The sequence below is a fragment of the Pseudomonas sp. LAMO17WK12:I10 genome (assembly GCF_900215185.1).
GTDB classification, from domain to species: Bacteria; Pseudomonadota; Gammaproteobacteria; order Pseudomonadales; family Pseudomonadaceae; genus Aquipseudomonas; species Aquipseudomonas chlororaphis.
Genome location: NZ_OBDX01000015.1, coordinates 15,964 through 32,219, shown reverse-complemented (window position 1 = coordinate 32,219; position 16,256 = coordinate 15,964). Strand labels below are relative to the sequence as shown.

General features: G+C 61.1%; 4 protein-coding genes. 3 read left to right on the top strand and 1 reads right to left on the bottom strand.

Annotated features, from left to right (window positions below; translation table 11 throughout):
• The first annotated feature begins 199 nt into the window (after positions 1–199).
• Genes CRO75_RS17230 through CRO75_RS32560 form a run of 3 tightly spaced genes read left to right on the top strand, consistent with a single transcriptional unit; the run spans position 200 to position 15,719 of the window.
• Positions 200–1,906, top strand: coding sequence for a ShlB/FhaC/HecB family hemolysin secretion/activation protein (locus CRO75_RS17230; RefSeq protein ID WP_097137009.1), 1,707 nt, complete (start codon positions 200–202; stop codon positions 1,904–1,906).
• Between the two features lie 24 nt (positions 1,907–1,930).
• The gene (locus CRO75_RS17225; protein WP_239990598.1) at positions 1,931–15,190 is read left to right on the top strand and encodes a filamentous hemagglutinin N-terminal domain-containing protein; all 13,260 of its coding nucleotides are present in this window, start codon (positions 1,931–1,933) and stop codon (positions 15,188–15,190) included.
• Between the two features lie 4 nt (positions 15,191–15,194).
• Entirely contained in the window at positions 15,195–15,719 is a 525-nt protein-coding gene (locus CRO75_RS32560) for a hypothetical protein (protein ID WP_143503942.1), read from the top strand.
• Between the two features lie 77 nt (positions 15,720–15,796).
• Here the strand turns inward: CRO75_RS32560 and CRO75_RS17220 are convergent, their stop codons facing one another.
• Complete coding sequence (locus tag CRO75_RS17220; protein WP_097137007.1) at positions 15,797–16,069, bottom strand: hypothetical protein; 273 nt, start codon at positions 16,067–16,069, stop codon at positions 15,797–15,799.
• Positions 16,070–16,256 lie beyond the last annotated feature (187 nt).

Here is a 16,256-nt window from a genome sequence, read left to right as displayed (position 1 = left end):
TTTGCAGACCTGCCACACAGGTGCCCATCCCCCCTTGAAACCTAGGCGAAGGCTCTAGTCCGCTGGTTTGCCATTTTCTGCCCGGATCCATGGAGAAGACCGGCGCCTATCGGCCGGCCCGGCGGATGATTGACGGCAAAATAATGGCAAATTAACATCGCGCCACTATTTTGATATCAGTTGTTTCGAGGGACCGAACATGTACTCACCCGCCCTCGCGGGGAGGTTGTGCCTGGCTTTGCTGTGCCTGACTCCACTGCACCTCGTTCATGCCGCTCCCACCCCCGGTGACACCGACCTGATCCGCGAACGCCAGGACCGCCTGCTCGAAGAGCAGCGTCGGCGCCTGGAAGAACTCAAGGACCTGCCCGGTAAAGAGGCGGCCCCCACGGCGCCGACCGCACCTGCCGACACCCGCTGTTTCCCGATCAAGGACATCGAGCTCAAGGGCGCCGACAGCCTGTCTGCCGCCGAGCAGGCGCGCCTGCTCAAGCCCTATATCGGTCAGTGCCTGGGTGTCAGCCAGCTCAACGAGCTGCTCAAGGTCATCACCGATCACTACCTCGAGAAGGGCCTGGTGACCAGCCGCGCCTACCTGCCGCAGCAGGACCTGTCCGGCGGCCACTTGAAGGTGCTGGTGGTCGAGGGCCGGCTCGAAGGCTTGAAGGGCGCGGCCGACAGCCAGCTGTCCGAGCGCGAGCTGGCCATGGCTTTTCCCGGGAAGGTCGGCGAGCGGGTCAACCTGCGGGAAATCGAACAACTGGTGGACCAGCTCAACCGCCTGCCGTCGAACCAGGCGCAAATGGAGCTGGCGCCCGGCAAGGAGGTCGGTGGCAGCGAAGTGCTGGTCAAGAACACCGCGCAAAAGCCCTGGCGGGCCGGGTTGTCACGCAGCAACGACGGTCAGCGCAGCACCGGTGAGCAGCAGTGGGGCACCACCTTTGACTGGGACAGCCCGCTGGGGCTGGCCGACCAACTGATGTTGCGCGGTGGCCACGATGCCATGAGCGATCACCAGCACACCTCCAATAACGCCATGCTCTATTACAACCTGCCCTGGGGCTGGTGGAACTTCAGTTACACCTACAGCCAGAGCGAGTACCGCTCCCAGGCCCAGGCCAATGGTTTCAGCTTCAAGCAGACCGGCGACAGCCAGAACCACCAGCTGCGCGCCGAGCGGGTGATCCTGCGTGACGCGGTGAGCAAGACCTCGCTGAATGCCGGCCTGGCCTACCTGCGCACCAACAACTTCATCGAAGACAGCAAGCTGGCCTTGAGCAGCAATCGCCTCAGCGAAGCCCAGTTCGGCATCAACCACGGCCGGCGCATCGGCGGTGCCTTCGTCAACCTCGACCTGGGCATGCAGAACGGCATTGGCGCTTTCGACGCCCAGGACAATGGCCACCCGGGACCCGGCGAGCCGAATGCGCGCTACCGCAAATACAGCGCCACCCTCAGTTACCTGCAGCCGTTCAAGCTGTGGGGCGAGTCGTTCAGCTTCAGCAGCCTGATGACCGGCCAGCGCAGCGAAGACGTGCTGTTCAGCCCGCAGCGCACCAGCCTGGGCGGGCAGTCGTCGATTCGCGGGTACAAGGATCAGTCGCTGTCCGGCGACAGCGGCGGCTACTGGCGCAACGACCTGCGCTGGAGCCGTCCGGTGACCTGGGCCTGGCTCCAGCCACTGTTCACTGAGTACGGCAGCAGCCTGGGCTACGACCAGGGCGTCATCCGGGGCGATCGCTACAACGGCGAGCAGCACGGGCGCCTGTCGAGCAACTCCCTGGAGCTGTTCGCCCGCGGCCGGCACCTGGCGACCAGCGTGACCTTCGCCCATTCCCTTGAACGCCCGGATGTCCTGAGCGAGCGCGAAGCGCCGATCTACTTCCGCGTGGATTTTTTCCTCTAACAACGCTTTTTCGAGATTTTCGACATGGACGTTCGCCAATTCGCTTTCCTGGCTCGCCAACCTTCTGCGCGTGTGAAAGACCGCGAGCATTTCTGCGGCCTGCCCAAGCGCAGCCTGGCGTTCCTGCTGGCCAACGCCATGTTCTGGCAACCGTTGTGGGCCCAGGCGGAGGGCATCGTGGTCAGCGCGCCGGGCACCAGCCTGGGCCAGGCGGGCAACGGCGTGCCGATCGTCAACATCGCCACGCCCAATGGCAGCGGCCTGTCGCATAACCAGTTCCACGACTACAACGTCGGCCAGCAGGGGCTGATCCTCAACAACGCCACCGACCGCACGCAGAACACCCAACTGGGCGGGATCATCGTCGGCAACCCGAACCTCAAGGGCGTCGCGGCGCAAACCATCCTCAACGAAGTCAACGGCGGCAGCCCGAGCCAGCTGCGCGGCTACACCGAAGTGGCAGGGCAGTCGGCCCATGTGATTGTCGCCAACCCTTATGGCATCAGTTGCAACGGCTGCGGCTTCATCAACACCCCGAAAGCCACCCTGACCACCGGCAAGCCGGTGATCGAAAACGGCCAGCTCAGCCGTTACCAGGTCGATCAGGGGCAGGTGACCATCGACGGCGCGCAGCTCAACGCCAGCAACGTCGACAGCTTCGAGATCATCACCCGCAGCGCCAAGATCAACGCCGAGATCCAGGCGAAAAACCTGACCATCGTCACCGGCCGCAACGACGTCGACGCCCGCACCCTGAACGCCACGGCGCGCGCCGACGACGGCAGCGCCAAGCCGGAACTGGCGATCGACTCTTCGGCCCTGGGCGGGATGTATGCCGGGGCGATCAGGCTGGTGGGCACCGAAGCCGGGGTCGGGGTAAAACTCGACGGCAAACTGATCGCCAGCGGCGGCGATATCCAGCTCGATGCCAATGGCCATCTGCGCATGGTCGACGCTGCGGCTGCCAATGGCGCGGTCAAGGTCACGGCGGCGAGTCTGGATGCCCAAGGATCGGTCCATGCCGGCAGCGCACTCACTGTGCAAACCCAGGGCGACTTGAACAACCGACAAAACCTGACCGCGCGCGACAGCATCACCCTGAGCGCCGGCGGCCGCCTGACCAACAGCGGCATCATCGAAGCCGGGGTCAATGCCGACAACAGCCGCAATGCCAATGGCGATGTCAGCCTGAGCGCGCAGCACCTCGACAACAGCGGCAAGAGCGTGATCGCCAGCCGCAATCTGAGGGTGAACGCGGCACAAGCCCTGAACAATCAGGGCGGGACCTTGAGCGCGGGGCAGAGCGCCAATGTCAGCGCCGCGACCCTGGATAACCAGAACAAGGGCCGGGTGCTGAGCAGCGGTAGCCTGAATCTGAATGCCAACCAGTTGCTCAATAGCCAGGGTGGACTGGTGAGCAGCAATGGTGAACTGGTCGCCAATGTGGCGGCGCTGGGTAATGCTGGCGCTGAAATATCCAGCCTCGCCGGGGTGAGCTTGAATGTTGCCTCCCTGGATAACGTCGCCGGTCTGATAGCGGCCGGCGGTGCTTTGAATGTCAACGCCAGCGGTACCTTCAACAACCAGGGCGGCCGGGTCCAGAGCACCGGCGCTGCGCTGGTCAACAGCGCCAGCCTCGATAACAGCCAAGGCACGCTGCTGAGCAGTTCGAGCCTGAGAGCGAAAATTGCCGGGCACTTGCTGAACCAGGCCGGCCTGTTGTCAGCGAACGATTGGCTGGCCCTCGACAGTGCCAGTCTCGACAACCAGCTCAAGGGACGAGTCGTCAGCAAGGGCGGCCTCGACCTGAACACGGCGGGCGTTCTGGATAACCGCAGCGGCAGTGTCAGCGCCGGTGGCGTCCTGACGCTCAATGCCAACCGAGTGGATAACCGTCAGGGCGGTTCGCTGGGCGCCGTCCAGGGAATGAACCTGGGGGGTGGCAGTCTCGACAATCAGGGCGGCAGCGTCTCCAGCCAGGGCTATCTGAAACTGACGGGGACCACGCTGAATAACAGCAATGGCGGCAAACTGCTCGCCAATGGCGACATCAACCTGAACCTCGAACAACTCGACAACCAACTCGATGGCCAGTTGTCCGGGCAGGCGGCTGTGCAGGTCAAGGCTGCGCGGTTGAACAACGGCCAGGGTGGCAATCTCTACGCCAAAGGCAATCTGGACCTTGCAGCGAGCGAGCAATTGCTCAACGCGCGAGGCACGCTCAAGGGTGATGGCGCCGTTCTGCTCAAGGTCGGCAGCCTGAACAACGACGGCAGCAACCTCTCCAGCGTCAAGGATTTGAAGCTCACCAGCCCGGGCACCGTCAGCAACCTGGGCGGCACTCTGGTCAGCGGCGATACGCTCGACCTCAGCAGCGGCCAGCTCAACAACGGCGCCCAAGGCAGCATCTCCAGCACCAAGGCCCTGACGGCCAGCGTCAGCGGCCTCGATCAACAAGGCGGCAAACTGTTCAGCAGCACGGGGCTGAGCCTCGACCTGAACAACGGCCAACTGAATAACCAGGGCGGCTTGATCAACGCCCCAGGCCAGTTATTGCTGAAGAACCTCAAGGGTGTCGCGAACCAGAAGGGCGAGATTTCCAGCGACCAGGGCTTCACCCTGGCCGCGCAAACGCTGGACAACACCGACGGCAAGGTGATCAGTCAGAACGCATTGGTCCTGCGCATCGACCAAGCCTTGAACAACGTCAGGGGACTGGTGTCGGCCGATGGCCTGGATGTCCGGGCCGCTAGCATCGACAACACGGCCGGCAAGATGGGCAGCGACTCAGGCCTGGCCTTGCACGTCGAAGGTGCGGTGATCAACGTTAATGGCTCCGTTTCCAGTGCCGGGTTATCGACCTTCAAGGCGATGAGTCTGGACAATACCCAAGGCCAGCTGACGGCCGACCTTGGTCTTGGCGTCGAGTTGAGCGGGGCATTGAACAACCAAGGCGGCAAGGTCGGCTCCGGCAAGGCGTTGAACCTGGCCGCCGGCAGCCTCGACAACCGCGCGGCGGGAACGCTGCTGGCCGTCGATGGCAGCCTGACGGCAACAGTTGCTGGAGCCTTCGACAATCGGGAGTTGGGGAAACTCAGGGCCGGCGGCGGCATCGAGCTGACCACCGGCCGTCTGGATAACCGTGGCGGCAGCCTGTCCGGCAAGGATCGGCTGACCTTGCGCAGCGACCTGGCGGATAACCGGGGAGGGCTGATCCAGGCCGATAAGGACCTGAAGTTACTGGTCGGACAGTTGGATAACCGCGATAAGGGCGTGGTGACCGGCAAGGCGGCGATGGGCTATGAAGGCTCACGACTGGACAACAGCGGCGGCCTGCTCAGTGCAGTCGGTCCGTTGACGCTCAAGGCCCTGGACGTCACCAACAGCAAAGGCCGGATCGCCAGTCAGGGCGATCTGGTCGCAACCCTCGACACCCTGAACCAGCAGGGGGGTGAGTTGGTCGCCAAAGGCAGTTTGCTGCTGACTGGCAAGACCCTCGACAATCGCGGCGGCCTGGTGGGCAGCACCCACGCATTGACCCTCAATGTCGACCAGGCGGACAACCGGGCGGGGGAGATCTCCAGTACCGAAAGCAGCCTGAGCCACACGGGCCAGCGTCTGGACAACAGCGACGGTGGCAAGCTGCTGTCCGCTAGCGACCTGCAGCTGACCGTGGCGCAACTGATCAACCAGACCAAGGGCAAGCTGTTTGCCCAGGGCGCGGCTCACCTGACCGGCACCACACTCGATAACGCCGGTGGTAGTTTCTCTGGTCTCAAGGGCCTGGATATCCGCCTGGACGGGGCCCTGCTCAACAACACCGGATTGCTCAGCAGCGAAGAGGCACTGACCCTCAATGTCGCCACGCTGGACAACACCGCGGGCAAGCTCAGCGGCGCCCGCGCCCTGTCGCTTGCCAGCCTGGGGGCAGTGCTCAACCAGGGTGGCTCGATCATCACCGACCAAGGGTTGATCCTGTCCAGCGCCAGCCTCGATAACAGCCACAACGGCGTGATCAACGGCAAGGGCGCAACCGATGTCACCACCGGTGTCTTGGACAACAGCCAGGGCGGCCACCTCACCAGTGACGGTACGCTGGAGCTGACTGCCACCCAGGTCAGCAACGGCGCCGCCGGCCGCATTGCCAGTGAAAAGGATCTGACCGCCAGCGTCACGGGCCTGGATCAGCAAGGCGGCGAGTTCTTCAGCAAGACCCGTCTGGAGCTGGACCTGAACAACGGCCAGCTCGACAACCGCAACGGCCTGATCAACGGGCCCGTGCTGGTACTCAAGAACCTCAAGGACGTCGCCAACCAGAAAGGCGAAATTTCCAGTGCCCAGGCCTTCACCGTCACCGCGCAAAACGTCGACAACAGCGGTGGCAAGCTGCTGAGCGACCAGGGCCTGACCCTGCGCATCGGGCAGCTCCTGAACAACCTCGACGGGCTGGTTTCCGCTGCGTCCCTCGATAGCCGCAGCGCCTCTCTGGACAACAGCCGCGGCATGATCAGCAGCCGTGGCGCTGTCGATCTGGGCGTGGCCCAGACCTTCAACAACCGCAATGGCACGCTGATCGGCGACGGGGCAGTGCTGTTGGCGGCCAACCGTCTCGACAACCGCGATGGTTCGGTGGCCGGCAAGGCCGATGTGTCGGCCAGCCTCGGCACCCTCGACAACCAGAACGGTCAATTGATCGCCAGCGGTGCGCTGAATCTGACCGCCAGCACGCTCGACAACCGCCAGGATGGCCTGGTGGCGGCTACAAAAGCGCTGAAACTCGAGGTCGGCGAGATCGACAACCGGGGCGGCGAACTCTCCGGCAGCGCCGGTATCAGCCTGACCGGCAACCGCCTGGACAACAGCGACAGTGGTCAAATCATCGCGGCCATGGGCTTGACCATGACCCTCGGCCAGGTGTTCAACCGCAATCAGGGCTTGATTGACGGCAAGGCGGGTTTGACCCTGGATGGCCAGACCCTGGATAACACCGCAGGTCACTTGCTCAGCGGGCAGGACCTGCGGCTGGGCCTGGGCAGCGACCTGACGAACGATCAGGGCCAGATCAGCAGCGAAGGCACACTCGATGTCACCGGCGCCAACCTGAGCAACGCCGGCGGCAGCCTGTCGAGCGCAGGTGCCTTGAAGGTCAAGGTCAGCGCTGCACTCGGTAACCAGGGCGGGAAATTGGTCAGCGACGGCAGCGTCGACCTGCACAGCGCCAGCCTCGACAATCGCCAGCAAGGCGTGATCAGCGGCAAGGGAGTGGTCGGCGTGACCACTGGCGCCTTCGACAACAGCCAGAAGGGTAGCCTGAACAGTGGCGACAGCCTGACCCTCAGTGCGGGCCAGGTCACCAATCGGGACGGCGGCAGCATCGGCAGCGTCAAGGCCCTCATGGCCAGCGTTACCGGCCTCGACCAGATGGGCGGCAAGCTCTTCAGCGAAACGAGTCTCACCCTCGACCTGCACCAGGGGCAACTGAATAACCGCAACGGCCTGATCAATGCGCCGTCGCTGGTGCTCGACAACCTCAAGGGCGTTGACAACCAGGGCGGTGAAATCTCCAGTGCCCAGGCCTTTGCGCTTGTCGCCGACAGCCTCGACAACAGCAACGGCAAGCTTCTCGGCAACCAGGCCGTGACCCTGCGCGTCAATCAGGCCTTGAGCAACCTCAAAGGCCAGATTGCCGCGGCGGCCCTCGATGTACGCGCCGCCAGCCTGGACAACGCCGAGGGAACCGTTAACAGCCGTGGCGATTTGAACCTGAATATTGCCGGCCTGTTGAGCAACCGAGACAAAGGCCTGATCAACGCGAAGCAGAACCTGATACTCGGCAGCGCTGACCTGAATAACCAGGGGGGAACCCTGCTCGCTGGCAGCGCCGTGACCCTCAATGCAATGGCACTGAACAACAGCGCCAACGGCTTGATTAACAGCCAGGGCGGTTTGAGCCTGACCGCCCACAGCCTGAACTCCAATGACGGCGGGGAAGTGTCGGCCAAAGGCGACATGGCCTTGACCCTGGGGGCATTGACCCAGAATGGCGGTCGCCTGCTGGGCGACAGCGGTGTGCGTCTCGAGTTGTCGGGCAGTGACCTCGACAACCGCAATGGCTTGCTGATCGCCAAAGGCCCGCTGAGCATCAACCGCTTGCGCGACCTGAATAACCAGAATGGGGAGATTTCCAGCAGCCAGAGTTTCAACCTTATCGGTCGTACGCTGAACAGCAGCGGTGGCAAGTTGATCAGCCAGAACCAACTGGGGCTGACAGGCGACACCTTGCTCAACCAGGGCGGCCTGATCTCTGGCTGGCAGGGGCTGGCAGTCAATGGCGGCAGCCTCGACAACCGCAACAACGGCACGCTGTCCAGCCGCAGTGGCGACCTGGATGTGAGCGTCAGCGGTGCCTTGCTCAACAGCAACGCCGGCGCGCTGGTCAGCCAGAAGACCCTGACCGTCAAGGCGGCCAGCCTGGATAACAGCGCAGGCATTCTGTCCAGCGGCGGGGCCCAGTTACTGACCGTTGGCGGGCTGTTGAACAATACGCTGGGTGGTTCGATCGACAGCGGCGCGGCCCTGACGTTGCAAGCCATGGCCTTGAACAACGGCGGCAACATCAATGCCCAGCAGTCGCTGGGCTTTACCGGCACGACCCTGGATAACTCCGGCGGCAGCCTGGCCAGCAATGGCGCGGTGAACCTCGACCTGCTGGGCAACCTGACGAACACCAATGGCAAACTGGCCAGTGGCGGTCCGCTGGTGATCAGCCGTAGCAGCCAGATCAACAACCAGGGCGGCCAATTGGTCAGCCAGGGGTTGCTGAGCGTGCTCAGCGGTGGCCTGGATAACCGCAATCGCGGCACTGTCGCGAGCAATGACACCCTGGTCATCAATAGCTCCGGTGCTGTCCAGAACAGCGGCGACGGCCTGATCTACAGCCAGAACGGCAACCTGCAACTCACTGCCGCCAGCCTGGGCAACGCCAAGGGCACCGTGCAAAGCCAGGGCGCGTTGAACCTGGCCGTGACCGGCGATATCGACAACCAGAGCGGCCGGCTCCTGGCCCAGAACGGCGATCTCAAGGTCAGCGCCACCAATCTCGATAACCGCGGCGGTACCCTCGCCAGCCTCAAGGGCGCTCTCGAAGCCCGTGTCGTCGGCGTGTTGAAAAATGGCTACGACCTGACCAACAACCGCCAGGGCGGCATCACTCAGGCTCAGCGCCTGAACCTCAGTGTATTGGGCGGCATCGATAACTATGGCGGGCGCATTTCGGCCCAGGGCGGCGATGCACTGATCACCACCGCCAACTTCGACAACCGTAACGGCGGCCTGTATGCCAAAGGCCTGGTCTACATCAGCGGCAATAATTTCGACAACAGCGGCGACAACGACGGCCAGATCGCCGGTAACCGGATCGACCTCAGCCTCAACGGTCACTTGAACAACCGCATGGGCATCATCGAGAGCGACAGCACCCTCAGCGTGCGTGCCGCCAGCCTCGATAACCAGACCGGCCAGCTTCGGGCCCTGGGCACCGGCGGCAAGACCGACTTCCAGATCGGCGGCCTGTTCGACAACCGCAACGGCAAACTGGAAAGCGCCAACAGTGACCTGACCCTGAATGCCGCAAGCTTCCAGAACCAGGGCGGCAGCTTGTTGCATGTGGGCAACGGCACCTTCGATATCGCCACGGCCAACGTCACCAATGCCGGCGGCAGTCTCGTCACCCGAGGCGGGCTGACGCTCGCTGCCGACAGCTGGACCAACAGCAGCGTGATCCAGGCCGGGCGCCTGACCATCAACGTCAACAACCTGACCCAGACCGGCAGCGGGCAATTGCTGGCCTCCACCAGCCTGGTGGGCAACGGCGGTAACTGGGCCAACGATGGCCTGATTGCCAGCGACGGTACGGCCAGCCTGAACCTGGGCGGCAGTTATGGCGGCAACGGGCGTTATACCAGCCTGGGCGACCTGGGGCTGACGGCCGCGTCGGTGAGCCTGGGCAGTGCGGGCAGCGTCGCCAGCGGCGGCAATGCCACGATCAATATCGGCGGGCAGCTCAACAACTATGGGCGCATGACTTCTGCTTCCGGGATGAACGTCAATGCCGGCTCGATCAACAACTTCGGGACCCTGGGCAGCAGCGGCAACCTGCAATTGGGTACGTCCAGCCTGCTGAACCAGAAAGGTTTGATCTTCAGTGGCGGCGACATGACCTTGAGCGTCGCCAACCTGACCAACCAGAACGGCGACCTGTACGGGCTCGGCAACGTGGCGATCGGCGGCTATGGCGGCGCTGCCCGGGCCGCGGGGGTCTACAACGTCTCCGGTTCGATGGAGAGCGGCGGGGTATTCGCGCTGAACGCCGATGTGTTCCAGAACCGGACCGATGGCGCGGTGGCGTCGGGCAGTCGCAAGCTGCTGTCGGGCTTTATCGCCAACATCTGTAACGACTGCAAAGGGAGCCTTTACACCTTCACTCTGGCGGCCCGCGAGGTCTACGAGAGCATCGACAACGACACCAGTGCCTCGGCGGTGCTGACCGCCGGCAGGGATCTGGTGTTCCAGGGCGGCAGCTTTCTCAATAGCAAAAGCACGGTGAGCGCGGGCGGCAATATCAATATCACCGCCGACAGCCTGCAGAACATCGGCGCGCAGAACGGGACCATCGAGCGCACGCGCCTGTACAAGGTCTACGATATGGGCTCGGGTGCTACCTGGCAGTATTTCGACGATGTCCTGACGCCCTACAACCAGCGCAACAATCCTGATTTCCCGTATGTGTACTACCTCGATCTGGCAGATAACATCCACAAGGGCATACCTGAATCGACCAGTTACAGCGATGGTGGGCCAGACCCTCAAACGTATGATGGGGTGTCTCTCATAGACGCCGATACGGGGGCGGGCGTCAACACGGAAGGTGTCTATAACATTGTCTTTCCTGGGTTGAAATACGGCTTCGAAAAGACGACGTTTTCCCAGTACGACCCGAACAACCTGCTTGAACTGCCGAGCCAGCTGGCGCAACACACGCTGCTCAGCGATGTTGAAATCGCCAAGGACAGTAGCGGTGCCGTTAGCACCGCAGGCAGCCGTAATGCGGTCATCCAGGCAGGCGGCAATGTTTCGATCACCGCCGCCAAGGACCTGCAGAACAGCGTCATCCATCAGGACTACAGCGTCGGCGGTGGTACGAATAAAGTCGCCGACACCCAGGTGAATGCCAGCGGCACCACCGTTGTGCGGATCAATAGCCAACTGCCTCCCGATCTGGCCCAGCAACAAGTCAACCCGCTGAGCCTGCCCGGCTTCACATTACCAACAGGGCAAAACGGCCTGTTCCGCTTGAGTGGGCAGGGCGCAGCGGTGCAGCAGGCGACCCAGGCCAATAGCGGGCCGCAAGACTGGAGCATGGGCAGCGCCTCGGTCAGCACCGCCCAGCGTCAACAGAACCTGCCGGATATTCAGGCGCGTAGCTTCCAGATTGCCGATGTTGCCCCAGTGGCCTCCAGCGATCGGCAACTGACCCGGGTTACTCGCCAGGTCACCGACAGCAACGTGGGTGCCAGTGCGCTCGATGTCAGTGCCCCGACCGACAATGGCGGCAACCTGCTGTTGCCAGGCTATGAGGGCCATGCTGGCGCGATCACTCAGGTGGGAGCCGTGCAGGTCGAAGGCGCCAGCCATAGCGCAGTTGCCACGGGGCCGGACCTGAGCGTGCCAACGCTGCCGCTGGCCCCCTCGACCGGCGTGACCACGCCTGGGAACAGCCAAACCCCCGGTGCAATGGTCGCGACACCTGTGGCCAGCCAAACCCTGGCCCGGGTGCAGGGCCTGCCGGATAGCAGTTTCAAGCCCAATCCGCAGAAGTACCTGATTGAAACCAATCCGGTGCTCACTGACCTGAAACAGTTCATGAGCTCGGACTATCTGCTCGCCAACCTGGGCTATAACCCCGACGAGAGCCAGAAGCGCCTGGGCGATGGTTTCTATGAGCAGAAGCTGATCCAGCAGGCGGTCGTCGCCCGCACTGGCCAGCGTTTTATCGACGGCCAGACCTCGGACGAAAAACTCTTCAAGTACCTGATGGACAACGCCATTACCAGCAAGCAGCAGCTCGGCTTGTCGGTGGGTGTGACGCTGACCTCACAGCAGGTCGCGGCGCTGACCCACGACATCGTCTGGCTCGAAGAGCACGCAGTGAATGGGGAAAAAGTCCTGGTGCCGGTGTTGTACCTGGCCCAGGCCGAAGGCCGCCTCGGCCCGACCGGTGCCTTGATTGCCGGTAACGATGTCAGCCTGATCGCCGGGCAGAACCTCGACAACGTCGGCACCCTGCGTGCCACCAACAACCTGTCGGCCACCGCAGGCAACAACCTGGTCAACAGCGGCCTGATCGAGGCCGGCAAACGCCTGGACCTGCTGGCGGGCAACGACATCGTCAACAAGGCCGGAGGCATCATCGCCGGGCGCGACGTGAACATGACGGCGATCGGCGGCGATGTGCTCAACGAGCGCAGCGTCACCTCGGCGGACAGCGTGGCACGGGGCTATTCGCACAAGGATTACGCCAACAGCGCCGCGCGTGTCGAAGCCGCCAACGACATGAGCATTTCCGCCGGTCGTGACCTCAGCACCCCTGGCGGCGTGCTGCAAAGCGGCCGGGACATGAACCTGAGCGCGGGGCGCGACGCCAATCTGGTGTCCACTGAGCTCAGCAACAGCCTGGTGCTGGGTAAAAAACACTACAGCAGCGATATCACCCAGATCGGCGCCGAGGTCAGCGCCGGCCGCGACCTGACGGTCAAGGCCGGTCGCGACATCAACGCCATCGCCAGCGAAATCGAGGCCAAGCGCAACATCGCCATGGCGGCCACCGAGAACCTGACCCTGTCCTCGGCGGCCGACGAACAGCACTCCTACGAAAAAACCAAAAAAGTCACCCGCCAGGAAGACCACGTCAGCCAGGTCGCCACCACCCTCAACGCCGGCGGCGATGTCTCGCTCAGTGCCGGCAAGGACATGGCGCTGATCTCCAGCCGTATCACTGCCGGCGACGAAGCCTACCTGGTAGCTGGCAACAACCTCGAATTGCTGGCGGCGCAAGACAGTGACTATTCGCTGTACGACAAAAAGAAAAAGGGCAGTTTTGGCAGCAAGCAGACCAAGCGCGACGAAGTCACCGATGTGAAAAACATCGGCAGCGAAATCACCACCGGCGGCGACCTGACCCTGGTCAGCGGCGGCGACCAGAAGTATCAGGCCGCCAAGCTGGAAAGCGGCAATGACCTGACGGTGCAGAGCGGTGGGGAGATCACCTTTGAGGGGGTGAAGGATCTGCATCAGGAGAGTCACGAAAAGACCAACAACAACGCGGCCTGGGTTTCCTCCAAAGGCAAGGGCAATACCGACGAAACCCTGCGCCAGACGCAGATGCTGGCCGCCGGCGACATCGTGATCAAAGCCGTTGACGGCTTGAAGATCGACGTCAAACAGGTGGACCAGCAAACCGTCAGCCAGAGCATCGATGCGATGGTGAAGGCCGATCCGCAATTGGCCTGGCTGAAACAGGCCGAAGCACGGGGCGATGTGGATTGGCGCCAAGTGAAGGAGATTCACGAATCCTTCAAATACAGCAACTCCGGGCTCGGGCCGGCTTCGCAGATCATTATTGCGATCGTGATGGCGGCGGTCGTCGGGCCTGCCGCTGCCGCCATGGCTGGCGGTGGTACCACGGGCGCTATGGTCGGTGCTGTTGCAGCAAACGCTTCGACCAATGCAACGGTCAGCGCTGTCAATAATCGCGGCAACCTTGGCGCGGTATTCAAGGACGTGACCTCTTCCGATGCGATGAAGGGGTATGCGGTTTCAGGTATTTCCGCTGGTTTGACGGCTGCCTATTTCGATGGGTGGACAGGAACCGAAACCAACACGGCGACGGGCAAGATCGCTCCTCCCTCTCTGAGCACATGGAAAGGTATCGGCCAGTTTGCAGCCAATCAGAGTTTGCAGAATGGCACGTCGCTAGTACTGAACAAGGCCTTGGGCCAAGGCGGTAGCGCCAACGAAACCCTGAAAAATGTCTTGTTCAACACCCTGGCGGCGGCGAGCTTCAACGCAGTGGGTGATTACACCCAAGGTGTCTTGGCGAATGGCTCTCTGCCAAAAATAGCGGTCCACGCGATGGTAGGTGGCTTGCTGTCCAAGGCAACTGGAGGCGACTTCAAGACCGGTGCGTTGGCGGCGGGGGCGAACGAGGCGCTGGTGGTGCAGCTGGACACATTGGTCAAGGGGAATGGGAACCTGTTGACCATGAGTTCACAGATCGTTGGGGTGCTGGCGGCTGCGGCACAAAGCGATGCTGATGCGGCCAAGATGGAGAAGGGGAGTTGGGTTGCGAAGAATGCAACGCAGTACAACTGGCTCCTGCATCATGAGTCGGAGGAGATGCTGCGTGAAATTGATGAGCAAAAGACCGAAGAGGACAAAAATAAGGTTCGGGAGCGGTATGCAGAGCTAGACGAGGCAAGGAACAAGGAGCTTCCAGAGCTTTGTCGGAACTCACCTGGTTTTTGTGATCGCCTGTCACAAAAGCTACTTCAGGACGATCCGAAACTGCTGGCGCTGGCAAAGACATTGTCAGCTAGTGGAAAATATGATGAAGCGACAGTCATCGGGCTGATTATCACCAACAGTAACCTTGCTGCTGGGAGCATTATTGCTACAGAGTTGGCGACCCTTGATGAGGGAGAGAGCACTCGATTTAAGAATGCGTTGGGTGGGGTGGCGCTTGGTGCCATACTGGGAGGAAGCAACCCTGGACGTGGTGATGCAAAAGGGACTAGTGGTTCTGCAAAAGAGATCCCTGCAACCTCTGCAAATGCACGGGTAGGCTTGCGAGAAGATCTAGCTGTACAGGCTGGCATCCCAAGAAGTTTGGATAAGGTTTGGGGGGCGTCAATAGATGATCTTGTCCGATCTTATAAGATGGATGGTGCAACGCTGACCCCAAGTGTTCGCTCAGGGACCTCAGGAAGGGCCCAAGCATATACAGTTGAAGGGCATCCAACAATTTCGGAGATTCAGTATCATCCAGGTGGTGGAAGACACGAGGCTGGCGAGTATTATAAATTCACTTATAAAGATGGTTTGGAGGTTAGAATTATTGATCCGGCTTCGGGGTTTAAGTCTGGGACTATTACTAATTATCAGAAGTACTATGACCCTAGAGGTAATAGGTTGAAGTATGAGGCGGGCAAGTGGAGCGCTTGGGAGTAAAGTTATGGGATTGATAACTCCAGACGTATGTGCGGATTTGGTTCCTGGTTATTCTGGGGCTGGGTTTAGACTCGGAGAGTCTTTAGAAAGCATAGAGAAAAGACTCGGCGTGGTTCAATGGTTTGAAAACGACTGCAATCTGCAAGATGTACTTTCTAGGAACTCTGGTTGGGTCGGGGTAATATCAAAAATAGGGCAGGCAGCTGGGCTTAACCTAAAAGAAGTTTCTTTCTCATATATGAATGATGTTGTTTCTTTGTTTTTTGAAGAGAAGAAAGTTCTTTATAGGATTCTAGTGGGTAAAGGGTATCTTGGAAGTTTTCGGGGTGTTAAGCCTGGGGGCAGTATCTCGGAGTTAAGCCGATTTTATAGGATCGATTTTAACTGTGAGGATGATGAGTTTCTTGTTGTTGGGGACGATGGGGTTGTAGGTGGGGTAAGTTTTATTACGGACTATAGGGCGTCTTTAGAATGTGTGCCAGAGCAAGAAGTCCAATATATATCTATCCATGATTGGGCTCTTCGATAAATAGAATGCAAGAGCCCCAGCTCGTAAGCTGGGGCTCTAGATAAAGAGTGGACGAGCCAACACCGCCCACTACTCATTTACACCGAAGGCCTTTCTTGTAACTTCCGTCCCGCCACATCCATCAAATCACAGCCATCGCGCAGCATGATGCTGCAAACCAAGGTCAGTTCCTGCAGGAGAACAGGTTCATGCCGAGGGGTATCCGCTACCGAAAAACTTTCCAGCAGTTGGGTGACCGCACGTATGCGATAAGCCGCTGCATCGTGCAGTACGTCGATGGGAGCTTGGGTATCTATAAGCAAGGAAGGGATGTTGCAGCCGTTGCCGGTAATCGGCATGTAACGGTTCATACGTTCACCTCTGGTTGATTGCCTGAGCCATCATCCCTCTGGTGTCAGGTCGCCAAACCCGGTCGCCATTTGGGCGACTGGCCGACTGTAAGCCGTGCTGGGCTGGGCGGGAATAAGGGGAGTTCACCGCTGGTTGTAAGGCCTTTCTGATTATCAATGCAGCAGGCAGATCTGCTTGAACTCGTCC